A 25,428-nucleotide genomic window follows, 5' to 3' on the forward strand; every position below is an offset into this window, starting at 1 on the left:
TTCCGAGTTTTGATGTCAACGTTTATTTTAAAGTATTTTAAAAACATTTTAAAAGTTCACGTTAAGTTAACAGATTTACCTTAAAAGGTAAGAGATAACTTATCAAAACAGTTCGTTGATGGTTCATTTTGCGTGAACCCCTTGGAACTGGAGCGCATTATAGAGAGCTTTGAATTCTGGTCAAGTCTTTTTCTATTCTTTTTGATTTTATTATTTAATTGCTTAATTACCTCTCAAAAAGGATATTAAATCACCAAAAAGAAAAAACAGCTTACGTATATAAACTAGATTAGTCATATTTTGATGGTTATTGATGTTCAAACTCACTTTAGCACCCCTAGCACAACAAAGTACTACATACAGAGTCCGCCATCAATTTCAACCACGCGGCCAGTGAAGAATTCATTTTCAAAAATATATTTAGCGGTATGAGCGATTTCTTCTGCTTCACCTAAACGACCTACAGGTTTCATTTTTTCTAACCTATCTCGCATTTCTGGTTTCATTGCATCAGTCATGGCGGTACGTATAACACCTGGTGCAATAGCGCCCACTCGTATTCCATGACGGCCAAGCTCTCTAGCCCACGTTGTTGTCATTGCAACTACGCCTGCTTTTGCCGCAGAATAATTGGTTTGTCCCATATTGCCGCCACGAGCAATGGAAGACATATTGATAATAACGCCTTTTTTGCCACCTTCAATCATATGCACCGCGGCTTCTCGACCACATAAAAAGACACCGGTGAGGTTTACATCGATAACGGATTGAAAGTTTTCTAGCGACATTTTTTTAGTCACCACACCATCTTTTGCTTTAACGAACATACCATCTCTTAATATACCGGCATTATTAACCAAACCATCAATGCCGTTAAAGTCAGTATTAATTTGTTGAAATACTTTTTCTACTTCACTTTCTTTACTGACATTGGCAAGGTAATAATCAACCCTAGCTCCGTCAATACCCGCTAACTTAACTTGTTGAACGCTTTCTTTTAATTGTTCTTCATTTAAGTCAATTAACGCAATGTTAGCGCCGGATTGAGCAAAGCTAATTGCCATAGTCAATCCTAAGCCTTGGCCACCGCCGGTTATGACAATATTTTTATTTTGTAATTTCATTTTATTTACTTCATTTTATTTAATTTAAGTAATTTAACCTAAATAGGTTATTAATAAACCTTTTCAGCTATAGCTATCAACTTAACGGACATATGTTAGCTAGTGGGTGCTGTTGCTTTGACCAAATTGCTTCAAAAAACCAATCAATAACTTCAGGTTCAATTAACTCAACCGATGAATAATGCCATTGTGGTTTATTATCTTTATCAATTAATAATGCTCGGACTCCCTCAAGAAATTCACCAAAATAACCACTTTTAACAGCTAAGTTTAATTCCATACGAAAACAGTCGGCGAGTGACATGCCTTTAGCTCTGTTTATTTGCACGTAGGCTATGTGTGCACTTAAAGGACTACCTCTTCGTAATGACTTTTGCGCTCTGCTAAACCATATGTCGTCAGTTTCAACACTTAATATAGCGGCTAAAATTTCTGATACGTCATTATTGTTAACCAAGTGACTGATTAATTTTTGATGATCTTTTAACGGTGAGTTGGGTAATTTACTTGCTGAGGTTATTTCAAACGCTTGTAACAGTTGTGAGGCTTTCTCATGATTTAAGGGGATAGTTTCTCCCCAATTAATCGCCGTAAGTTGTGTCAGTAAATCATCTTTATGGCGCTGTTCAACAAAGTAATCACCAAGCTGACAATACTTAGCATCTGCTGCGTTGATTGATGCACCAGTTAGGGCTAGAAATAAGCCACAACCTGTTGGCATTTTATTGAGAAAATAACTAGCTCCGACATCAGGAAATAAACCAATCCCCACTTCTGGCATAGCAATACGTGAGGTTTCGGTAACTATTCTATGGCTAGCGCCAACAAGCATACCAACACCACCGCCCATAACAATACCACTCCCCCAAACAATGAAGGGTTTATTAAAAGTATGTATTAAAAAATCTAATTGGTATTCTAAGGTGAAGTAATCTTCAATCTCTGATGCAAAGTTATTTTCTGTTTTTAGTTTATCAATAATACTGCCAGTACTGTTATTTACTTGCGCATCATTATTTTTCATTACGCTTTTTTTCATTGCACCATGTAAATGTACAATATCACCACCAGCACAAAAGGCCTTTTCGCCCTCACCTTGCAAAAATACCGCGGCAATATCTTTTTGCTGTTGCCATGTGATTAGTTTTGGGTAAAGTAATGCCGCCATGTCACCACTTAACGCATTAAGTGATTTAGGGGAGTTAAGCGTTATCACGCCAATTTTTTTACCATTATTACAATTAACTTCCTGAAAGATAATTACATCTGTCATAATATTTCCTATACATTATTATCGTTTTTTTTGTCTTCTTTTAGCGCTGTTAAAGGTAAATGTAGCGAGACTACTGATTTAACCAAACGGGTTTACGTTTTTCAAGAAAAGCTTGTACCCCTTCTTTTTGATCGAGTGAGTTGAATAGCTCAACAAAAGCTAAACGCTCTTGTGGTAGTGCTTGTTCAATGGGCATAAGACGATTTTTTTGAATTAATATTTTACAAGCGGTTACTGCGACAGGACTTTGCTTAGCTACTTTTTCTGCCAATGCTATTGCTGTGCTTTTTGCCTCACCTTGAGCAACAACCTCCTCGACTAAATTAATGGTTAATGCTTTTTGTGCATTAATGCGTTCACCACATAAAATCATCCGTTTAGCCCAACCTTCGCCTACCAGTAACGCGAGGTTTTGTGTGCCGCCAGCACAAGGAAGTAACCCGACACTCGCTTCAGGTAACGCCAATACAGCATGCTCTTCTGCAATACGAATATCGCATGCTAAAGCGACTTCTAAACCTCCGCCCATAGCATAGCCATTAATCGCTGAGATAGAAACACCACGAAATGCTGCTAAGGTTTCAAAGGCTTGACCAAAAATATCACTCATATCGGTGGCGACTTTTTTATCACTCTCAGCAAAAACATTCAGATCCGCTCCTGCAGAAAAAAACTTAGTACCGTCACCGGTTAATACCAGAGCGTAAATATTTTTATCGTTATTTAAGACTAAAACCAAGTCTCGAAAATCAACTAAACTTTGCACTGTCCAGGTATGCGCAGGGGGATTATTAAAGGTCACAACGGCGGTATGGTCAATCACCTTGACATGTAAATATTGTGATGAATAATCAGGCATTCTTTTTCTTCCTCAGTTAACTATTTTCAGTAAAGCGCTTTTAGTATGGATTTTTATAATAGTGGAAATACTTGCTAGGGCTTTTGAAAACACTGTCGAAGGTTCGAGCTAAAAGTATTTTAGCTCGAACAAAAACTTTAGCTAAAAAGATCAACAGTCCTAATTAAAGTAACTGTCCTGCCCCTTCAGTTAATAACCGACGAGCAATAATAACGCGCATAATTTCATTCGTTCCTTCAAGAATTTGATGAACACGTACATCTCTAAAATGGCGCTCTAATGGGTACTCTTTAATGTAACCATAGCCACCATGAATTTGCAGTGCCGCATCACACACTTGAAAACCAATATCAGTAGCAAAGCGTTTTGCCATGGCGCAATAGGCGGTTTTTTCAGGATCATTTTGATCGAGTTTAAATGCCGCTAAACGTACTAACTGTCTGGCAGCAACAAGCTCTGTTGCCATATCGGCCAATTTAAATTGTAAACCTTGAAAGGCAGCAATAGGTTTACCAAATTGTTCTCGTTCTTGCATGTAGATCATCGCAGTATTTAACGCTTGTTGCGCTGTACCTATTGAGCAAGTCGCGATGTTAATACGCCCGCCATCTAATCCCTTCATCGCCAGTGAAAATCCTTCACCTTCACTAGCAAGTAGGTTTTCAACAGGTACTTTGACATTTTCAAAAGTGATCTGACGCGTAGGTTGAGCGTTCCAGCCAAGCTTATCTTCTGCTTTACCATAAATAATCCCGTCAAGATCAGCAGGAATAACAAGGGCTGAAATACCTTTAGGCCCTGCTTCTCCAGTACGTACCATCACCACCAATACATCGGTTTCGCCAGCGCCTGAAATAAAGACTTTAGAACCATTAATAATATAATGATCACCGTCTTTTTTTGCGCGGGTGCTAAGTGAAGCAGCATCTGAACCTGATCCTGGTTCGGTTAAACAATAAGAGGCTAGCTTTTCACCGGTAACAAGCGTTGGGCACCAAGTATCTTTTATTGATTGTGTTCCCCAAGTGGCGATCATCCATGTAGCCATATTATGAATGGTCATCATAGCTGTTGTGGTAGTACAACCCATCGCAAGCTGTTCAAATATGATTGATGAATCTAATCGACTCAAACCTAAACCCCCAGCATCTTCTGGTGCATATAATCCACAAAAGCCAAGTTCACCCGCTTTAGTAATAATTTCTTTAGGAAAGGTGTGCGCTATATCCCACTTGGCAGCATTGGGTAATAATTCACTATCACTAAATTGCTTAGCCGTATCGGCAAACATTTGTTGGTCTTCGGTTAAGTCAAAATTCATCTGTAATTCCTTCCTTAATAAAGCATACATTGATGCTTTGGCTCTATAGCTTGATGCGGCTATTTGGGTATTGGTATTAGGGTCTATTAATTACAAAATTTCTAACGCTATGGCTGTTGCTTCTCCGCCGCCAATACAAAGCGAAGCAATACCTTTTGGTTTACTACCATCAGTTAAACCTTTATTTTTTAGTGCGTGTATTAAGGTCACCATAATACGTGCTCCACTTGCCCCTAACGGATGACCTAACGCACAGGCACCACCATGAACATTAACTTTATTGATATCTAACGACATATTTTTAACCGCCAACATAGTGACCATGGCAAATGCTTCGTTTATCTCAAATAAATCAACATCAGTTGTTTGCCAGTTTGCTTTTGCCAAGACTTTTGTCATGGCGCCAACCGGCGCAACCGTAAACTCACTTGGTGCTTGTGCATGAGTTGCATGCGCTACAATTTTACAAAGTGGTGTTAAACCACGCTTTTCAGCTTCTGATAATTTCATCATCACCAGTGCCGCTGCGCCATCTGAAATAGAACTAGAATTTGCTGCGGTAATCGTACCGTCTTTTTTGAACGCGGCGCGCAATGAAGGTATTTTATCTGGGCGTGCATTACCAGGTTGCTCGTCGGTATCAATTATGGTTTCTTGACGTCTATTTACTACGGTGACCGCAGTGATTTCATTTTTAAAAGCGCCAGATTCAATTGCTTGATTGGCACGACTTAATGAACGGATAGCAAATTCATCCATTGCTTCACGGGTAAAGCTCGCTTCATCAGCCGTATCTTGCGCAAAACAGCCCATAGAAATACCATCATAGGCATTTTCTAAGCCGTCAAGCATCATATGATCTATTACTTGAGCGTGTCCCATACGCAGACCTTCTCTTACTTTTGGTAAAATGTAAGGTGCGTTACTCATACTTTCCATACCACCAGCAATAGCGACATCAATAGATCCTGCAAGTAATGAATCATGAGCTTGCATCGCCGCTTTCATCCCTGAACCACAGACTTTATTAATGGTGGTACATACAGTAGATAATGCTAAATCTGCCGTAATGGCCGCTTGTCTTGCTGGCGCTTGTTTTAAGCCTGCAGGTAACACACAGCCCATAATAACTTCATCAATTTGATCATTAGCTAAATTAGCTGCAGTTACTGCCGCCTTAATAGCGCAGGCACCTAATTCAGGTGCGGTTACCGATGATAAACAACCGCCAAAACCACCCATGGGTGTTCTTACCGCGGAAACAATAACAATAGGATCTAATAATGACATGGCGCTCTCCAGCTTATAAATGGTTTCAAAAAATAATAATTTCGAATAATACGTTAATAATTTACCTAAAGCCTAACCCAATATAGAAGTTTACGTCAACGTAAACATTTTTTTATTGGGCTAATATTATGACCAGTAAATAAAACGTTAGGCTTCTTTCTACCTATATCATTTATAAAGGTTACTTTTTATATTTAAAACCCAAAGTAACCTTTACGTTAACGTAAACTTATTATAAGATAAATCAATGAACAGTTTTCAAGATGATAGACGAGTAACTAGATGACCCAGAAAATTAGCCAAACCAAATATTCCATTAGTGAATTATCAAAAGAGTTTGATATTACTACGCGCAGCATACGCTTCTATGAAGACCAAGGCTTAATTTCTCCGACACGTAAAGGGCAAACAAGGATTTATAGTCAACGGGATAAAGTTCGACTCAAGCTCATTTTACGTGGTAAACGTCTTGGTTTCTCATTAGCAGAAACAGGCCGTTTGTTCGAGCTTTATGATGTGGATAAAACCAGCGCGACACAATTAAGTAGCATGATGACGTTAATTACCGATAAAAAACACGATTTAAAACAGCAGCTTGACGATATAAATGCGGTATTAATTGAGCTTGATGGCTTAGAAGATAACTGTAAAAGAATACTAGATACACTTAAAACCGGTGAATAATACAAGTAAAGCCAAGACGTAATTTATTCGCTCACACTTATTAACTATAAACCCACAGCACTAGACTGCTATTAACCACTCCTAAATAGGATTGAGTTGACTAAAGAGGAAATACCATGATTTCAAAATATACGCCATTTAACTTTAATTTAGGTGAAACTGTCGACATGATTCGCGATCAAGTTAATGCTTTTGCTCGTGACGAAATAGCACCTCGAGCAGCACAAATAGATATTGATAATGAATTTCCTCAAGATTTATGGCGTAAGTTTGGCGATATGGGGTTATTAGGTATGACCGTGGAAGAGCAATATGGTGGCTCTGGTTTAGGTTATGTCGAGCATATTGTAGCGATGCAAGAAATTAGTAGAGCTTCCGCATCTGTTGGTTTGAGTTACGGCGCTATGTCAAACCTATGCTTAAACCAATTACGCAAAAATGGCTCTCATGAACAAAAATTAAAATACTTACCAAAACTTTGTACTGGCGAGCATATTGGCGCACTTGCCATGAGTGAACCAAACGCCGGCTCAGATGTTGTCAGTATGAAACTCTCTGCTAGAAAAGTGACTGATGAAAAAGGAGATAAGTATATTCTTAACGGTAATAAAATGTGGATCACCAACGGACCCGACGCTGATGTTTATGTTATTTATGCCAAAACAGATACCAATGCCGGCTCAAAAGGTATTACCGCTTTTATTGTTGAGCGTGATTATCCTGGTTTCTCTCGCCATCAAAAGCTCGACAAATTAGGTATGCGTGGTTCAAATACCTGTGAATTAGTTTTTCAAGATTGTGAAGTGCCCGCTGACAATATTTTAGGGGCTGAAGGTAAAGGCGTTCAGGTATTAATGTCTGGATTAGACTACGAACGCGTTGTTTTATCTGGCGGTTCTTTAGGCATCATGGACGCCTGTATGGACTTAGTTATACCTTATATACATGACAGAAAGCAGTTTGGTCAATCGATTGGTGAGTTCCAATTAGTACAAGGCAAAATTGCTGACATGTACACACAAATGAATGCCGCCAAATCTTATGCTTATATGGTTGCTCAAGCCTGTGATCGTGGTGAAACAACCCGTAAAGACTCTGCCGCTGTTATTTTATATGCGGCAGAATTAGCGACTAAAATGGCGCTTGATACTATTCAGCTACTGGGCGGCAATGGTTATATCAATGAATTTCCAGCAGGTCGTTTACTACGTGACGCTAAATTGTATGAAATTGGCGCGGGTACCTCTGAAATTCGCCGCATGCTCATTGGTCGTGAGTTGTTCAACGAATCAAAATAACTATTCACCTTGTCGCTGTATAGCCAAATTAAGGCATTAAAAGTACTCATTGATAGTCAATAATGAATAAGGTAACCAGTAAAAATTTAGTTTGCAGCGAGTTAGTTCAAATACAAGAAAAAAAACGGAGTTGACGCTAGTCAATGAGTATTTTTCAACGAAGTAGTTGGGCTAAATAACAATAAAATAAAGGTTTACTAATTAAAATTAAGGTTTTCCCGTGGCAAAAATAATAAGTAAGATAAATACTCGCAGCCAAGACTTTTTAGACAATGCTGCTCATATGCAAAAACAAGTCGATGATTTGCGTTATAAACTCCAACAAATAAAAATTGGTGGCGGCGACAGTTTACAAGAGCGCCACCTTAGCCGCGGTAAATTATTACCACGAGATAGAGTTAACGCCCTATTAGATAAAGGCTCTGCTTTTTTAGAGTTTTCACAACTAGCTGCTTATAAGGTCTATGATGACAGCGTCCCTTGCGCTGGCATAATTACCGGTATTGGTCGTGTATCTGGACAAGAGTGTGTCATTGTTGCTAATGACGCCACAGTTAAAGGCGGTACTTACTATCCGCTTACCGTCAAAAAACACCTTAGAGCACAAGCAATAGCACAAGAGAATAATTTACCTTGTATTTATTTAGTTGATTCAGGTGGTGCTAATTTACCTAACCAAGATGAGGTGTTTCCCGATAAAGAACACTTTGGTCGCATTTTCTTTAATCAAGCCAATATGTCTGCTAATAATATTCCTCAAATAGCGGTAGTTATGGGCTCTTGTACTGCTGGCGGCGCTTACGTCCCTGCTATGGCTGATGAGTCTATTATAGTTAAAGAACAAGGCACCATATTTTTAGCGGGCCCGCCTCTTGTTAAAGCAGCAACCGGTGAAGTTGTGAGCGCGGAAGATTTAGGCGGCGCTGATGTTCACTGCCGCACTTCTGGGGTAACCGATCATTACGCACAAAATGATCACCACGCGCTAGACATTGCCCGATCTGCTATTAAAAACTTAAATAGAGTCAAGCCGATAGCAATAGATTTACAACAAGTTATTGAACCACAATATCCAAGTAAAGATATTTACGGCATTATTCCTAAAGACACTCGCCAGCCTTATGATATTCGAGAAGTCATTGCTCGCATTGTTGATGGCAGTAATTTTGATGAGTTTAAAGCCCTTTACGGTACTACCTTAGTCTGTGGCTTTGCACGAATATTTGGCTACCCCGTTGGCATAGTTGCCAATAATGGGGTGTTATTTGGTGAGTCAGCCGAAAAAGGCGCACACTTTATTCAACTGTGTGCACAACGAAAAATTCCTTTAGTATTTTTACAAAACATTACCGGCTTTATGGTAGGCAAGCAGTACGAGTCTAGTGGTATAGCTAAACATGGCGCTAAAATGGTAACGGCTGTTGCCACAGCACAAGTACCTAAGTTTACCATATTAATTGGTGGTAGCTTTGGCGCGGGTAATTACGGTATGTGTGGTAGAGCTTATGACCCACGTTTTTTATTTATGTGGCCCAATGCTCGTATTTCAGTGATGGGTGGCGAACAAGCGGCAGGTGTAATGGCACAAGTTACCCGTGATAAAAAAGAAAAACTAGGTGAACACTGGAGTGATGAGCAAGAGCAAGCATTCAAGCAACCCATTATTGACAACTATGAACACCAAGGCCATCCGTATTATGCCTCGGCGCGTTTATGGGATGACGGTATTATCGATCCCGCTGACACACGTCAAGTATTAGGGTTAGCAATCTCTGCCGCCTTAAACAAACCGATTAAAGACACCAAGTTTGGCATTTTCAGAATGTAGCATGCCTTGCTTAGCTAAACGAACAACTATTCTTTTAGCTACTTTTCTGGCTGTACTCAACTTATAGCGGCACTCAACGTAAAGGAAAAAATATGTCGATTAACACATCAACTTCTCTGCTAACGCCAACGTTAGTCTCTGATAAAGTGCTTTATACGATAGCAAGCAATGGCGTAGCGACCGTTACTTTTGATAATGGCGAAAAGCATAACGCCTTTGATGACGTTATTATTAAGACCTTAACCGATATTTTTCACGATATTGCTCAGCGTGACGACATAAAGGTGATGGTATTAGCTGCAAACGGGAAAAGTTTTAGTGCGGGTGCGGATTTAAGCTGGATGAAACGCATGGCTGGTTATTCTTATGAAGATAATCTCAAGGATGCCAATGCCTTAGCACAAATGCTCAACGCGTTAAATTTTCTACCACAAGCGACGATTGCTAAAATTCAAGGGGCAGCTTTTGGTGGCGCTGTTGGGCTGGCGAGTTGTTGTGACATTGTTATTGCTAGCCATAAAGCCAGCTTTTGTTTAAGTGAAGTAAAATTAGGGCTTATTCCTGCAACCATTAGCCCTTATGTGGTTAATGCCATTGGCTTGAAAGCCTCAAGACGTTATTTTCAAACAGCTGAGCGTTTTTCTAGCGATAAAGCACAGCAACTTGGCTTAGTTGATGAAGTAGTGGCCGCGGATGAGTTAACGCCAGCAGTAGAGAAAATGATAGCGACTTTACTCAGTAATAGCCCTGCAGCAATGAGGCAAGCCAAGCAACTTGCTTTCGATGTTGCTTATCAAGATATTAATGAACAACTACTTAGCGACACCAGCGCACGCATCGCTAGCATTCGTGTATCAAGTGAAGGCCAAGAAGGCTTAAGCGCTTTTTTTGACAAGCGTAGCCCGAGTTGGCAACAACCGACTACACCGACTACAGCCAAGAGTGAAGGATAATTAAATGTTTACTAAAATATTAATTGCTAACCGTGGTGAAATTGCTTGCCGCATTATAAAAACAGCTAAAAGAATGGGCATTTTAACGGTGGCTGTTTATTCTGACGCTGATCAAAACGCTTTACATGTTCATATGGCTGACGAAGCGATTTATTTAGGCGGTTCACCGTCACGGGAAAGTTACCTTGTCGGAGAGAAAGTCATTGCTGCCGCTAAAAAAACAGGCGCACAAGCTATCCATCCTGGTTATGGCTTTTTATCTGAAAATGCTGATTTTTGTCGTGCTTGTAAACAAGAAGATATTATTTTTATTGGCCCGCCTGTTGAAGCCATTGAAGCGATGGGCTCAAAATCCGCCGCTAAGAACATAATGCAAAAAGCGCAAGTGCCCTTAGTACCTGGTTATCATGGTGAAGATCAATCACGTGATATCATCAAAAAAGCTGCTGACGACATGGGCTACCCCGTACTATTAAAAGCCACCGCAGGCGGCGGTGGTAAAGGGATGCGCCAAATTTGGCATGAAGATGAATTTGATGAAGGTTTAGCGGCGGCCAAACGTGAATCAATGTCATCTTTTGGTGATGACACCATGTTAGTTGAAAAATACTTAACCCAACCACGTCATGTAGAGATCCAAGTATTTTGTGATAACCATCAAAATGCGGTGTACTTATTTGAACGCGATTGCTCAGTACAGCGTCGCCATCAAAAAGTGATTGAGGAAGCGCCTGCTTTTAGCATGAGTGAAACGTTACGCGCGCAAATGGGTGAGTCGGCAATTAAATCTGCTCAAGCAATTGGTTATCAAGGTGCTGGCACGGTTGAGTTTTTGCTTGATATTGATGGTTCATTTTACTTTATGGAAATGAATACTCGCTTACAAGTAGAGCATCCCGTCACCGAAATGATTTCAGGACAAGATTTAGTTGAATGGCAATTACGTGTGGCTTATGGTGAAACACTACCGAAAACACAACAACAATTAACCATCAATGGTCATGCCTTTGAAGCAAGAATATATGCTGAAGATCCCAGTAATGATTTTTTACCTGCTACTGGGCGATTAAACCTGTTAAAAACCCCCATAGAAAGTAAGCATGTCCGTATAGATACAGGTGTTCGCCAAGGTGATGAAGTGAGCGTTTTTTATGACCCTATGATCGCCAAACTCATTGTTTGGGATGAAAGTAGAGAAAAAGCCTTACAACGATTAGCCAAAGCATTACGTGAATATCGCATTGAAGGTGTCACCACTAATATCGAATTTTTATACAATTTAGCGACTACTGACGCTTTTATCAATGCAGAGATAGATACTGGCTTTATTGAAAAAAATAACGATGCTATTTTTCATAAAACAGCTACACAACAAGATGGTGAGCGGTTAATCAATCAATTGGCAATTGCGGCTTTATATTTAGTGCTGTCATTGGAAAATAACAATAAAGCGCAAGCGGCGCTAAGTAATGATCCCCATTCGCCTTGGCATATCCCTAGCGCTTGGCGATTAAATGAAGCACATAATCATGCACTAACCTTAGCTTATAAGGACATTGAATATGCTCTTATCATTGAACAACAACATGAAGCCAGTATTTGCAGTTATATAATCACCATAACAAGTAAAAATGGCACAACGCACACTGTTGAGTGTCAAGGGGAAATAGCCGGTGAAAAAATAACGGTGACTATTGAGGGGCATCGTAGTCAAAGTGTTATTGCTCATAGCAATAGCAGCATCAGTGTTTATCAAGAGCACGGCGTTGTTAATTTTAGGGAAATTTCAGCTGATTACGGACAAAGTCAAGATGATGATAATCATGGCGGTTTAACAGCACCAATGAACGGCACTATGGTCAGTGTATTAGTCGCATCAGGTGAACACGTTAACAAAGGTCAGCCATTAGTTATTATGGAAGCGATGAAAATGGAACATACCATTAAAGCGCCAAGTGACGGCATAATAAATGAAGTATTTTTCAGTGCTGGCGATATGGTTAATGGCGGCGCAGAATTATTAGCTTTTTCGGCGCTAGCGTTAATTGATGCTGAGGAGAAATAATGACCAAACAAAGCCACTCTTCAAGTGAGAAAGCTAATCAACCGTTGTCGCCTTTACTACCAAGTAAGGTCAAAATCGTTGAAGTAGGACCAAGAGACGGATTACAAAATGAAGCTCTCATTAATGGCAGAACGATTAGTGCCGCTGATAAAGTCGCGTTAATTGAGCAGTTAGCTGATGCTGGGATCAGTTATATTGAAAGCGGTAGTTTTGTTTCACCTAAATGGGTGCCACAAATGGCTACTTCTACTGAGGTTTTCAACACCATAAAACGTGATAACAAGGTAACTTATGCCGCATTAACGCCGAATATGACCGGCTATAACGCGGCAATAGCCGTGAATGCCGATGAAGTTGCTATATTTTCCTCTGCGTCTGAAAGCTTTAGTCAAAAAAATATTAATTGCTCTGTAGCAGAAAGCATTGAGCGCTTTGCCCCCATTATAGCGGATGCTAAAAAGCGTAATATCAAAGTTCGTGGTTATGTCTCTTGTGTGGTTGGTTGTCCTTATGAAGGCGCTATTGCTCCCGAACAAGTAGCTTTAGTTGCTGAAAAATTATTTACGATGGGCTGTTATGAAATATCGCTTGGTGACACCATTGGTGTTGGTACGCCAGCCAGCGTAATCAAAATGCTGCAAGCGGTAAGTGCACGCGTGCCTAGTAGTCAATTAGCGGTGCACTTTCATGACACCTACGGACAAGCGTTAACCAATATTTACGCTGCATTACAGTGTGGCATTAGCGTAATAGACTCTGCTATTGCTGGTTTAGGTGGCTGCCCCTATGCTAAAGGTGCATCAGGTAACGTCGCTACAGAAGATGTTGTTTATCTACTCAATGGCTTAGGTATTACCACCAATATCAATTTCAATAAATTACTACAAGCGGGTTGGTTTATTAGTCATAAGTTAGGCAAAGCGCCTGTTTCAAAAGTATCACAAGCTTATTTAGCACAACAATCATCACCTGCGCAAACACAGCAAAGCTGATAAAAGTAAAGCTAACTTTAGTACCATAGTCATAATAATAAACATTTGATAACTTAATATATATAAGAATCTGGAGGTTACAATGGCAGGATTTGACAAAGTAGTATCGAGCTATGAGGAAGCCATGGCTGGACTTACCGATAATATGACCGTGATAGCCGGAGGTTTTGGCTTATGCGGTATTGCAGAAAATTTAATTGCTGAAATAAAACGTAAAGGTACTAAAGGTCTAACCGTGGTATCGAATAACTGCGGCGTAGATGATTTTGGTTTAGGGGTATTACTAACTAATCGTCAAATTAAAAAAATTGTCGCCTCATATGTCGGTGAAAATGCTGAATTTGAACGCCAAATGATGGCAGGAGAATTAGAAGTAGAATTAACGCCACAAGGCACACTAGCAGAAAAGATGCGTGCTGGTGGTGCTGGTATCCCCGCTTTTTATACCGCAACAGGTGTAGGTACGCCGGTAGCTATTGGTAAAGAAGAGCGCAGCTTTAATGGTCGCGATTATATTTTAGAAGAAGCGATTACTGGTGACTTTGCCATCGTTAAAGCATGGAAAGCCGATAGGTACGGTAATTTAGTTTTTAGAAAAACAGCTCGTAACTTTAATCCGTTAGCGGCTAGTGCAGGTAAAATAACCGTGGTAGAAGTAGAAGAAATAGTTGAGGTAGGTGAGTTAGATCCTGATCAAATACATACGCCCGGCATTTATGTCAATCGTGTTATTAAAGGGACTTTCGAAAAACGTATTGAACAACGCACTACCCGCCCAGCAGACAAGCAGCAAGTAAAGGGAGAATTATAATGGCTTTATCAAGAGAGCAAATTGCCCAGCGTGTCGCCCAAGAACTTAAAGATGGTTATTACGTAAACCTAGGTATAGGTATTCCTACGCTGGTAGCAAACTATATTCCATCAACTATTGACGTGATGCTACAATCTGAAAATGGCTTACTTGGTATGGGTCCGTTTCCCACCGAAGATGAAATTGACGCTGACCTCATTAATGCTGGTAAACAAACCGTCACCATGGCAACCGGCGCATCTATTTTTGATTCCGCAGAGTCTTTTGCCATGATACGTGGTGGTCATGTCGATTTAACGGTATTAGGCGCTTTTGAAGTCGATGTTAATGGTAATATTGCTTCTTACATGATCCCTGGCAAGCTAATTAAAGGTATGGGCGGTGCTATGGATTTAGTCGCTGGTGCTGACAATATTATTGTGACCATGACCCATGCCTCAAAGCATGGTGTATCAAAATTACTCAATAACTGCACTCTGCCATTAACTGGCAAAGGTTGTATTAAAAAAGTATTAACCGACTTAGCATTTATTGAAATTAAAGACGGTAAATTTCATTTACTGGAACGCGCACCTGGCGTTTGTGTAGAAGAGATTGTCAAATTAACTGAAGGAGAGTTGGTGGTAACCGGTGAGATACCTGAAATGCAGTTTTAATCAATGTAGTGATAAAGATGATTACTTGTCCTTGCTCTTTACACATCACTTCACTGTAAAAACCTACAATGTAGCTATTAATAGCGACGACTAACTAAAGTGTAAGCAGTTAATCACATTGTTATAAAATATATAATACCGTAACATTAAAAATGCCAGCTTAGCTGGCATTTTTAATGTTAAATTTTTAATGTTCTAGCCTACGCCATGAAAAGACATTAGACTTAATGCATTGCACTTATTATAACAATACCCTAGCAGTAAATAACGATACAAATATATGACTTTAAAACGAAACTACCTTAATAGTAAAAATGCTTTAGTATTAACGGGTGGTGGTGCCCGAGCAGCTTATCAAGTTGGCGTTTTATCAGCTATCGCAAAGTTTCTACCGCGAAACCATGGCATTCCTTTTCCAATTCTATGTGGAACATCTGCTGGCGCAATTAATACGACGTCGTTAGCTTGTTACGCATCGTGTTTTCAGCTAGGTGTAAAAAAACTAGAGTGGGCTTGGAAGAATTTTAATATCTCAAGTATTTATTATAATGACCCTATCAATGTATTTAGTCATATAGGTAAAGGTATGCTGGCCAGTTTTCAGGCCGACTATGCGAGTAAAAGTCCGCGTAGTTTACTCAATAACGCTCCATTAAGAGAATTACTTAACCAAATACTCGACTTTACTCGCATTGATAATAATATAACGCGTGGCTACTTATCGGCGGTAGCGGTTACTGCTTCAAGTTATAGTAGTGGTGACTCAATAAGTTTCTTTCAATCGGGTGATAACAACTTACCCTGGTCACGTAGTAAAAGGCGCGGTGAATTATCTCAGTTAAACACCGAACACTTAATGGCTTCTGCGGCAATTCCAATGGTTTTTCCGTCGGTTAACATTAAAAACCAACATTTTGGTGACGGCTCTGTTCATCAACTCTCTCCGTTGAGTCCGGCGATTCATTTAGGCGCAAAGAAAATATTTGTTATTGGTGTTGATCAACCGAAAAACCCTTTAAAAAACAAAGAAAACAATCCTCAACCCCCCAGTTCAGCAACCGTTGCCGGTCACCTACTCGATTCTATTTTTTCTGATACCCTAAACAGCGATTTAGAGCGAATGGCGCGTATTAACTATACCCTTAAATTAATATCCGCTAAAAACAGAGAAGAAAACGAAGGTTTAAAACATATAGACAGTTTTGTCATTAACCCAAGCCATGACTTTAATGCTATTGCCGCTCAATATTACTACGACTTACCTTTGTCTATTCGTATACTGTTACGTAGTGTTGGTATAGGTAATGATTCAGAATCAAGTATTCTTAGCTACTTACTGTTTGAAAAAAACTTTTGTGGGGAGTTAATCAAGTTAGGTTTTGCTGATGCAATGGAAAAAGAACAAGCTATCAGAGCCTTTCTTGATATTTAGCGTTAGCTATCAAGGAGTAGTAATTACCCAAAAAAATATTAACAGCCTCTACAACTATGATTAATGACCTTCTTGTAGGTAACGTTCTACGCGCTCTACTCTTCTAGGCTTGCCACGTACAATTAACGTATCTTGATCGCATAAAACAGTGTCTAATGCTGGCAATTGTGTGTCAATTTCACCGCGCCGTAAGCAAACAACATCAATGCTGCGCTTTGTTAACGCTAAAGAGGCAAGTGTTTTACCGCACGCAAAAGAGTCACTATTAATAAAAATGGCATGAGCAAATTCAATACGTTCGATAGCCTCTGAGCTCATATCAGTGTGTTCACCCTGAAAAAAGCCATGTAGGTGATTGTAGTGGTTTTTTCGCTCTTTTTGTACACGACGCATAATTTGAGCAAGCGGTACTCCTGATAACGACAACACTTGCGACACTAACATCAAACTACCTTCTAGGCTTTCTGGAACCACCTCATTAGCACCTGCTGCTTGTAAAGCGTTAAGCTGATCGTCATTACGCGTTCTAACTAAGATAGGCACTTGAGGGTTCATGGCTCTAACTTTTTGAATAACTTCTAATGATTGTTTATCACTGCCAAAAGCTATGACTACTAGCTTAGCCTTAGCTAAATGCGCGGCGTTAAGTAGTTCAGCTTGACGGGATGAACCAAAGAGCACTTTTTCTCCTGCCTCTCTCGCTTTTTGTGTACGCAGTGGATCAACATCAATAGCAATAAAGTCAATGCCATCTTGTTTTAAAAAGCGGCTAACCGTTTGACCTACTCGACCAAAACCACAAATAATTACGTGGTTTTCCAGTGTTTGGTTTTCAGGTAGTTTTGAGAGGTGATGCTTATCTGGTGCTTTTTCTTGACTTAAAAAAAGCCCCCAAGCTCTGGCATTATTGATTAAGTAAGGAGTAATTGCCATGCTAACAACCCCTGCACCAAGTAACATAGAAGCCACATCAAGCGGTAACACTTGGCTTTGACTAGCTAAGGCAATTAAAACAAAACTAAATTCCCCCATTTGCGCCAACATTAAGCCACAAGCCCAAGCATCTTTACTCGATTCACCAGCCTTAACGGCAAGGCTCTTAATCACGATGGTTTTAATGGCCATAAAGCAAATCATTAAGCCAATTAAACTAAAGGGGGATGAAATCAGTACCATAACGTCTAACTTCATCCCCACGGTAATAAAAAACAATCCTAGTAAAATATCGCGATATGGCCTAATGTCGGCTTCTAACTGATGTTTATATTCACTTTCACTTAACATCATACCGGCAAGAAAAGCACCTAACGCCATAGACAAACCAAACCATTGTGTAAACGCAGCAGCCAATAAGGTTACTAATAAAGTAGTTAAAACAAAGAGCTCATCAGTGCGTACTTGCGCGATAATATTAAATACTTTAGGAAGTAACCACTTACCAACAAATAATAATAGTGCTACCACTACAACGCCTTTGACCATAGCAAGTATTAATGCCAACGCCATAGAGGTTTGATTATCAAGTGCTAACATAGGAATAATAATGAGTAGAGGAACAACGGCCACATCTTGAAAAAGTAAAATAGCCACTGACAACTGACTTGATTTTCTTTTCATCGCCCCACTTTCACTTAATTGTCTAATAACAATAGCGGTGGAAGAAAGCGTTAATATGCCACCTATAACAAAAGCTGCGGGCAAACTTAACCCAAAAAATAACGCGGCTATCATAAAGACCAATAATGATATAGCGACTTGTAAACTACCCACTTTAATCACTAAGTGACGCATCGCCATTAACCGAGGTAATGAAAACTCTAGTCCAAGCGTAAATAATAGAAAAACAATACCTAATTCAGCAAAGTGCTCATAATTAACCTGATCACGCGCAAGATTTAAACCATGCTGGCCGACGATGACGCCAGCGACTAAATAAGCAAGTATTGCTGGTAGTTTAATTCGGCGAAATAACCAAACAACAAAAACAGCACAACTTAGTATCGCAAGAATCTCAAAATATCCGTTCACAAAAATCCCTTCTATTTGATTTAGGTTAAATAGTCATAATATTCCTAAAAATAAAGATACCCTAAGTGGCAAATTATTGCCGCTAACTTAATCACTGTCGTTGATAAACAACTAAACTAGCAGACTATACTTACACAGGATTTACTCAGTGTAGTATTTATTAGCAACGAATAACCATGGCATTAGATTAATTGCCCGTTTAGTACGAGATTATCGGGCTTAACGCCAAAAACCAATGTTTTAATCCGTTAACCACGCTTAGTTGACTACTTCACCGCTAATATCACCAGAAAAAATAATTGGTATGTTTATTGCTTTTATCTATTTAATTGAGAAATAGCGTCAAAATATACGCCACGTGCAATATTTTATTATTTGACTCTAGTAGATAAAGTTAACGAGGTTGTCGTATGCAAACACTAAACATACTTGATAATAGGTTTTCTCCATTTAACACCTATAGTACATTAAACACTGGTACGCTGGTTGCTGACAGCTTTAACCATAGTGTTGTTGATAAACGTCAAGTAATAGCGCTGATGACTAAATTACAAACCACATTAGATATAGATAAGCTATTAGATATTTTTGCTGTAGAAGTAACAAAGTATATTGATTTTTCAGGTCTGTACTTTCAAAGTAAAGGCTTAAACAAAGTGCTTAGAGGCAGTAGAAAAGCCAAAAAAGAACGTCAATTTGAGCTAAAAATTGATAACGTTTTTATTGGTACACTAAGTTATGGTATTAACAGCCCTATCAGCGGAAAAAACTTTGAAGTATTAGAACAGCTCCACCAGTGCTTATTATACCCACTTAAGAATGCTATTACTTATCATGAGGCGATAGCACTTGCTAGGCAGGATGCATTAACAGGGCTTGGTAATCGTCGGTCTTTCGACGAGCAATTAAAGCGTGCCATGCACAATGCTAATCGTCATCATAGTTTGGTTGGTTTAGTATTGGGCGACTTGAATAAATTTAAAGTCATTAATGATACTTATGGTCATGTTACTGGCGACCTAGTGTTACAAGAGTTTGCCAATCTATTACGCTTGTGTATCCGTGATTCTGACAGTTTATTTAGATTTGGCGGCGACGAATTCGCTATTATCGTTGAAAATGCGAATGATACTGCACTAAGTATTATTGAAAGTAGAATTAATTTCACGCTAAGTACTAATGCACTACTGAACAACTACAACCTAGGCTGTAGTTTAGGGTCAACCTTTATGAATAGAGGTGATAACGAGGTTAGTTTTTTTAAACGAGCTGATGAGATACTTTATCGTAGTAAAGTACAAGCTGCACGTTTAACCGTGGTATAGCATATAATCGAGCTTAGTATAAATCGACTACTCATGCTGAGTAGCAAGCTTTTGCAAAGCGGCCTTGCGCTCACTTGTACTAGCATTAACTAATAGCCGACAAAAGCGAACCGCTTGAGCAAATGACTGTTCGTCGATATTCCCCTTTGCACTCTGTTGTAAAACAGCGATAACGTAATGTTCATCTAATAAAAATATTTTTGCATAATGATGAATGGCATCAGATAACGAGGGATACAATACGCCGTCAAAGTTAAAACTCTGCGCCTTTATCTCGTCAATCTCTATTTCTTGCAACTCCATCCCATTTACTACCAACGGCCAACCTAAATAGCTAACTCGGGCCTTAGCAACTTCATAGATAAACCAAGCACTACGAGCAAAACCAGCAAAATTACCTTGCTCAAACTCACTATTTGCTAATTCTTCTTTAGTCCAATTAACACCAATAGAGAGGTCTTTAGCATAGCGCTGTATCAACTGTTTTTTTACATAACGTTTAACAGACGAAACCGTACTTCCTGTAGCTTTATTAGCTAATTGTTGGCATTCTTGGCAACTAGGAATGGAGATGCTAGCCGATGAACAAGTGTGAGATAAGGTCACATCACCATAAGCAGCGCTTTTAGAAGCATTAGAAGGAAAAATAAAAGCATTATTGCTAGGTTCACCACAAAACCAGCAACAATGCCTTTTATCAAAGGGGGTTTCCGTTATGATCACAGGTGTTATCACTGATTTTGTTAACTGAGTATGACTTTGCATTGACTAAGTATTTACTTACTATTTACTTAATAATAGAAGATTATTGCGTTAAAGTTTAACGCTTTTATAAATCAACGTTTCTTCTGTATCTTAGTATTGTATTTACTCTCGCTACGCGTAGTTTTATTTTTATTATTCGCTTTAACTTTTACGTCTTTTTTTGCTAAGTTTTGGTTTTTTTCCTGTGTTGCACGATATCTATTTTTACTATCACGCTTGACTGTCGCTTGTTGGTATTCACTTGCTTCTAAGCGATTAAATTCATAACCTGGTGCGATAATACGTTCAAACTTTCGTTGAATGAGTTGTTCAATATTCTCTAAGAAACGTTCATCTTTCGGACTTACTAACGAAATAGCGGTACCTGACTTACCCGCTCTACCTGTACGGCCAACACGGTGCACATAATCTTCAGCTAAAAACGGCAAGTGAAAGTTTACAACATAAGCAAGATCAGGTATGTCTAAACCGCGAGCGGCTACATCGGTTGCTACCAATACGCGAACTTTGCCTTCTCTAAAATCTTCTAACGCTTTGTTTCGAGCTCCTTGTGTTTTGTCACCATGACACAAAGCTGCTTTAATACCATCAAGTTTTAATTCTTTTGCTAGTGTATTAGCACTTTCTTTTGTTCCTGCAAAGACTAATACTTGCTTCCAATTATTAACACCAATAATTTCTGACAGTAATTCGCGTTTCCGCTCTTCAGTTACCCAGTAAACCGCTTGTTTTATTTTACCCGAGGTGGTGTTTTCTTTAGCAACACTGATTGTTTTAGGTGATTTTAAAAGTTGATTGGCTAATGACTTAACCCGATCTGAAAAAGTTGCTGAAAACATCAAGGTTTGATGCTTATGCTTAATCGCTAATAATAACTTTTCAATGTCAGCTAAAAAACCCATGTCTAACATACGATCGGCTTCATCAAGAACAAGAAACTTTACTTGTGCTAAGTCCACATTACGTAGTGCTAAATGCTCTAATAATCGACCTGGTGTTGCGACTAATACATCAACACCTTGTTTCAACATGTTCGTTTGTGATGCCATTTTACCGCCACCATAAACCACACCACATTTTACCGGCAAATATTGGCTAAACTGTTTGATATTATCGCTCACTTGATTGGCAAGTTCGCGAGTTGGCGTCAAAATCAATGCCCGAATGGCTTGACCTGAAGCACTTTTTACTTCAACAGCACTTAACTCACCAGACTGTTCATCGCTAGCAGGAACTGAGCTATTAGCCGCATGATTAGCCTTAGCGATAGCCTCTAAAATAGGTAAACTAAATGCGGCGGTTTTACCTGTACCTGTTTGTGCACTGGCGAGTAAATCAACGCCTTGGCGAATAACCGGAATTGCTTCTTGTTGAATAGGGGTTAAGTTTTTATACCCACACGCTTTAACCGCTTTTAATAAATCAGCTGATAAACCAATTGCATCAACACTCATATGTCACCTAAACCCTAAATAAACTCGTAAAATACTGAAATAGCATAATTGGAGCGGATTATAATACATATTGTTGTTAAAAGCAGAACTTGTCTTGATTAATTATCATCAGTATTAATGGTTAGCAATGGTGATAGAAAGTTAGTTTAGAATTTAGCTAAGCAAGTTAACTACGTGATTAATTGTGCTTTGTTATCGGCGCAGCAACACCTGCAGCAACATAAGGAATAACGCGCTCAATAACTCCAGCTATATCTAGCTTATTATCAAAATCATTTTGAGCAATATCAATCAAAGCTTCACTTGACGACATAGTGAAAACAATAGTCCCCATAGTAAAATGTAAACGCCAAAACATTTCTTCAGTACTTAATTCAGGGTAAGCAATTTTTACCGCTTGAGTGAAATGAGTAAAAACATTAGGATATTGCGTAGTTAAAAACCAGCGTAAAAAGCCTTGGCTATCGGTATAACCACGTCCTAATAGTTGTAAAAAGGTACTCGTACCATTTACCTTAAATTCATTAAGGTATAGTAATGGCTCTATAAAGGCAGAAAAAACATCGTGTAAACTCGGTTTTTCTTCTGCTTGGCAAATTAAGGCTAAGGCCGCCTCTAATTGAGGGGAAAGTTCATCCATATAGCGAGACATAACCGCTTTAATAAGCTCTTTTTTTGAGCCAAAGTGATAATTTACCGCAGCTAAGTTGACATTAGCTTGGCTAGTAATTTCTCTTAAAGAAGTACCGTTAAAGCCTTTATCGGCAAAAAGCACATCAGCTGCATCTAATATTTTATTTTTGGTACTCATACTTCAACTTCTAACTGTTTGCGGTGTTATGTGTGGTGTTAATCATTTAACGAGTTAACATTTATGGCCATTAATAAACAGGTTTGATGTCCACTTTATATGCTAGCGGCTATAAACCAAACAACTAATTAAAACATCTGTTTAAAATAACGTACTTTTTGTAAATAGGTCAAGCTTTAAAGAGCAGCTAGATAAGAATAATTAATCGTAGAGTATATCACGCGCTTTATTACAAATCGTTACGCTATTAATACAGTAAAACACAGTGTGAGCATTTATTATTATTTCAGTTTCAAACAGGCGATAATTTAAATAACTTATTTCCCTATAGTGTTTTTTATATGTCATTGTTTTGTTTGTTATTGTTTTATATCCCAACCCTCTTTTATGTTGTTCTTTGCTCATTCATTTTTGAATGAGCTTTTTTTTGCCTAAAATTTACGTACTGCTAGCCTAGTTTCCTTATAAACTTGTTTCAATCAAACAATTTCATATAATAATAACACCTCCTATTTCTACCCTTAAAAAAATAATAATATGAAATTAGTTAAGAAAAAATTTAAGTTTACCTGTCTTGCCTTAATGATTGCCGCTGCCTTAACAGGGTGTGATAACGCGTCAAATCCCCCAACACAGGCAGAAAAAACATCAGTGGTTAACACACAACAAACATTAACCGCAGCAGATGCACAACAATTTTTAGATGAGGTTGCCAAAGAAATGGTAACGTTAAATTTAGAAGGTTCACGTGCTGCTTGGATTTATGCGAATTTTATTACCGAAGACACCGCTGCGTTAGCTGCACAAGCCGATCAAAAGTCAACAGACGCTGGTGTTAGGTTCGCCATGAAAGCAGCAACCTTTGATAAGGTAGCGGTAAACGAAACACAGCGACGCCAACTCAACTTTTTAAAGCAAAGCTTAGTTATGCCTGCACCACAAGATGCTCAAAAATCTGCCGAACTAGCCACTATTGGCGCTAAACTAGGTAGTATTTACGGTAAAGGGAGCTACACCACCCAAGCAGGTGAGAAACTTAGCTTAGGCGATATAACCGCTAAAATGGCTAACTCTCGTGATTATGATGAATTACTTGAGCTATGGTCTGGTTGGCGTGAAATTAGTCCTGAAATGAAACCTCTTTATACCCGACAAGCTGAGCTTGCAAACGAAGGCGCTAAAGGCCTTGGTTACCAAGATTTAGGCTCAATGTGGCGTTCAAATTATGATATGCCCGCTGATGACTTTGCTAAAGAGCTGGATCGTTTATGGGGACAAGTTAAACCTTTATATGATGACTTACATTGCTATGTAAGAACCGAATTAGGCGAAACTTACGGCACCGATAAAGTTGCCCAAGACCAACCTATTCCTGCCCATTTACTCGGTAATATGTGGGCGCAGTCTTGGGGGAACATTTATGATTTAGTGGCACCCGAAGATGCCGATCCTGGTTATGATATCACTCAGCAATTAGCTGTACATAACTACGATGAAATAGAGATGGTTAAAGGCGCTGAAAAATTCTTTACCTCATTAGGGTTTGAGCCATTACCTGAAACCTTTTATCAACGTTCATTATTTACTAAACCAGCAGATAGAGACGTCACTTGTCACGCCAGCGCTTGGGATCTTGATGCCAAAGACGATATTCGCATCAAAATGTGTATTCAAAAAACGGGGGAAGAGTTTAATGTAATTCATCATGAATTAGGACATAACTTCTATCAGCGTGCTTATAAAAACCAACCCGTATATTTCCAAAATAGTGCTAATGACGGTTTTCATGAAGCCATTGGCGATACGATTGCTTTATCAGTTACACCTAAGTACTTAAGAGAGATAGGCCTTATTGACACCATTCCTGATGAGTCAAAAGATATTGGCTTATTGATGAAAAAAGCACTTGATAAAATTGCTTTTATCCCTTTTGGTTTAATGGTTGATCAATGGCGCTGGCAAGTATACTCAGGTAAAATAACGCCTGAAAACTACAACAGCGCATGGTGGGAGTTACGTGAGAAATACCAAGGTGTTGCCGCGCCAATAGAGCGTGATATTAATGCTTTTGATCCCGGCGCTAAATACCACGTCCCCGGTGGCGTACCATATAGCCGTTATTTCTTAGCACACATTCAACAATTTGAATTTCATCGTGCATTATGTGAAATATCAGGTAATACCGCCCCCATTCATCGTTGTTCTATTTACAATTCAAAAGAAGCCGGTACAGCACTAAATAAAATGTTAGAAATGGGCTCAAGCCAACCATGGCAACAAGCGTATAAGGTAATTACCGGAAATGAACAAATGGATGCCAGTGCTATTTTAGATTACTTCGCGCCCTTACATGTATGGTTGAAAAACAAAAACCAGGGTAAACAATGTGGCTTTTAGTAACTAATCCTTTATGATTAAAGCATTATAAAAAAGCCCCGTATCTTAAGCTATTAACTAAA

Annotated in this window: 20 protein-coding genes; 11 read left to right on the forward strand and 9 right to left on the reverse strand. The window is 39.1% G+C overall.

Annotation, left to right across the window (positions count from 1 at the left end; translation table 11 throughout):
* Positions 1–353: 353 nt before the first annotated feature.
* The 5 genes from FCS21_RS10210 to FCS21_RS10230 form a co-directional block, all read right to left on the reverse strand.
* Positions 354–1,124, reverse strand: a complete 771-nt coding sequence (locus tag FCS21_RS10210; protein ID WP_138623028.1) for an SDR family oxidoreductase — start codon at positions 1,122–1,124, stop codon at positions 354–356.
* Positions 1,125–1,200: 76 nt separating this feature from the next.
* Positions 1,201–2,397 carry an enoyl-CoA hydratase/isomerase family protein gene (locus FCS21_RS10215; protein ID WP_138623030.1) on the reverse strand — a complete coding sequence of 399 codons (1,197 nt, stop codon included), beginning with the start codon at positions 2,395–2,397 and terminating at the stop codon, positions 1,201–1,203.
* A 70-nt stretch (positions 2,398–2,467) separates the two neighbouring features.
* Positions 2,468–3,256 (reverse strand): enoyl-CoA hydratase, encoded by a 789-nt coding sequence (locus tag FCS21_RS10220; RefSeq protein WP_138623032.1) that lies wholly within the window; start codon positions 3,254–3,256, stop codon positions 2,468–2,470.
* A gap of 163 nt (positions 3,257–3,419) precedes the next feature.
* Positions 3,420–4,577 (reverse strand): acyl-CoA dehydrogenase family protein, encoded by a 1,158-nt coding sequence (locus FCS21_RS10225; RefSeq protein ID WP_138623034.1) that lies wholly within the window; start codon positions 4,575–4,577, stop codon positions 3,420–3,422.
* A gap of 90 nt (positions 4,578–4,667) precedes the next feature.
* Entirely contained in the window at positions 4,668–5,867 is a 1,200-nt protein-coding gene (locus FCS21_RS10230; RefSeq protein ID WP_138623036.1) for an acetyl-CoA C-acyltransferase, read from the reverse strand.
* A 282-nt stretch (positions 5,868–6,149) separates the two neighbouring features.
* Between FCS21_RS10230 and FCS21_RS10235 the strand changes: the two genes are divergently transcribed.
* From FCS21_RS10235 to FCS21_RS10275, 9 genes are all read left to right on the forward strand, one after another.
* On the forward strand, positions 6,150–6,551 hold the full coding sequence (locus tag FCS21_RS10235; protein ID WP_138623037.1) for a MerR family transcriptional regulator: 402 nt from the start codon (positions 6,150–6,152) through the stop codon (positions 6,549–6,551).
* 116 nt (positions 6,552–6,667) lie between these two features.
* A complete protein-coding gene (locus FCS21_RS10240; RefSeq protein WP_138623039.1) occupies positions 6,668–7,849 on the forward strand; it encodes an isovaleryl-CoA dehydrogenase in 1,182 nt (393 codons plus the stop codon).
* Positions 7,850–8,069: 220 nt separating this feature from the next.
* Entirely contained in the window at positions 8,070–9,677 is a 1,608-nt protein-coding gene (locus FCS21_RS10245) for a carboxyl transferase domain-containing protein (protein WP_138623041.1), read from the forward strand.
* 92 nt (positions 9,678–9,769) lie between these two features.
* Positions 9,770–10,630 (forward strand): enoyl-CoA hydratase/isomerase family protein, encoded by an 861-nt coding sequence (locus FCS21_RS10250; protein WP_138623043.1) that lies wholly within the window; start codon positions 9,770–9,772, stop codon positions 10,628–10,630.
* Between the two features lie 4 nt (positions 10,631–10,634).
* The gene (locus tag FCS21_RS10255) at positions 10,635–12,695 is read left to right on the forward strand and encodes an acetyl/propionyl/methylcrotonyl-CoA carboxylase subunit alpha (protein ID WP_138623045.1); all 2,061 of its coding nucleotides are present in this window, start codon (positions 10,635–10,637) and stop codon (positions 12,693–12,695) included.
* The gene (locus FCS21_RS10260) at positions 12,695–13,687 is read left to right on the forward strand and encodes a hydroxymethylglutaryl-CoA lyase (protein ID WP_171035683.1); all 993 of its coding nucleotides are present in this window, start codon (positions 12,695–12,697) and stop codon (positions 13,685–13,687) included. The genes FCS21_RS10255 and FCS21_RS10260 overlap by 1 nt, the downstream gene beginning before the upstream one ends.
* 82 nt (positions 13,688–13,769) lie before the next feature.
* Positions 13,770–14,498 carry a CoA transferase subunit A gene (locus FCS21_RS10265; RefSeq protein ID WP_138623047.1) on the forward strand — a complete coding sequence of 243 codons (729 nt, stop codon included), beginning with the start codon at positions 13,770–13,772 and terminating at the stop codon, positions 14,496–14,498.
* The gene (locus FCS21_RS10270) at positions 14,498–15,154 is read left to right on the forward strand and encodes a 3-oxoacid CoA-transferase subunit B (RefSeq protein ID WP_138623049.1); all 657 of its coding nucleotides are present in this window, start codon (positions 14,498–14,500) and stop codon (positions 15,152–15,154) included. The genes FCS21_RS10265 and FCS21_RS10270 overlap by 1 nt, the downstream gene beginning before the upstream one ends.
* A gap of 280 nt (positions 15,155–15,434) precedes the next feature.
* On the forward strand, positions 15,435–16,586 hold the full coding sequence (locus tag FCS21_RS10275) for a patatin-like phospholipase family protein (RefSeq protein ID WP_138623051.1): 1,152 nt from the start codon (positions 15,435–15,437) through the stop codon (positions 16,584–16,586).
* 60 nt (positions 16,587–16,646) lie between these two features.
* Here the strand turns inward: FCS21_RS10275 and FCS21_RS10280 are convergent, their stop codons facing one another.
* Positions 16,647–18,614 carry a monovalent cation:proton antiporter family protein gene (locus FCS21_RS10280; RefSeq protein WP_138623053.1) on the reverse strand — a complete coding sequence of 656 codons (1,968 nt, stop codon included), beginning with the start codon at positions 18,612–18,614 and terminating at the stop codon, positions 16,647–16,649.
* 410 nt (positions 18,615–19,024) lie between these two features.
* On the opposite strand from FCS21_RS10280, the gene FCS21_RS10285 reads away from it, so the two are divergent.
* Positions 19,025–19,939, forward strand: a complete 915-nt coding sequence (locus FCS21_RS10285) for a diguanylate cyclase (RefSeq protein WP_138623055.1) — start codon at positions 19,025–19,027, stop codon at positions 19,937–19,939.
* Between the two features lie 27 nt (positions 19,940–19,966).
* On the opposite strand, the gene FCS21_RS10290 is transcribed toward FCS21_RS10285, so the two are convergent.
* From FCS21_RS10290 to psrA, 3 genes are all read right to left on the reverse strand, one after another.
* Positions 19,967–20,704: a hypothetical protein gene (locus FCS21_RS10290; RefSeq protein ID WP_246047168.1), complete on the reverse strand. Its 738-nt coding sequence runs from the start codon at positions 20,702–20,704 to the stop codon at positions 19,967–19,969.
* Between the two features lie 71 nt (positions 20,705–20,775).
* Positions 20,776–22,158, reverse strand: coding sequence for a DEAD/DEAH box helicase (locus FCS21_RS10295; protein WP_138623057.1), 1,383 nt, complete (start codon positions 22,156–22,158; stop codon positions 20,776–20,778).
* Between the two features lie 178 nt (positions 22,159–22,336).
* Positions 22,337–22,969 (reverse strand): TetR family transcriptional repressor PsrA, encoded by a 633-nt coding sequence (gene psrA / locus FCS21_RS10300; RefSeq protein ID WP_138623059.1) that lies wholly within the window; start codon positions 22,967–22,969, stop codon positions 22,337–22,339.
* A gap of 537 nt (positions 22,970–23,506) precedes the next feature.
* On the opposite strand from psrA, the gene FCS21_RS10305 reads away from it, so the two are divergent.
* Positions 23,507–25,366: a M2 family metallopeptidase gene (locus FCS21_RS10305; RefSeq protein WP_138623061.1), complete on the forward strand. Its 1,860-nt coding sequence runs from the start codon at positions 23,507–23,509 to the stop codon at positions 25,364–25,366.
* Positions 25,367–25,428: the final 62 nt, after the last annotated feature.

It is taken from the genome of Colwellia ponticola (assembly GCF_005885605.1).
Lineage (GTDB): Bacteria > Pseudomonadota > Gammaproteobacteria > Enterobacterales > Alteromonadaceae > Colwellia > Colwellia ponticola.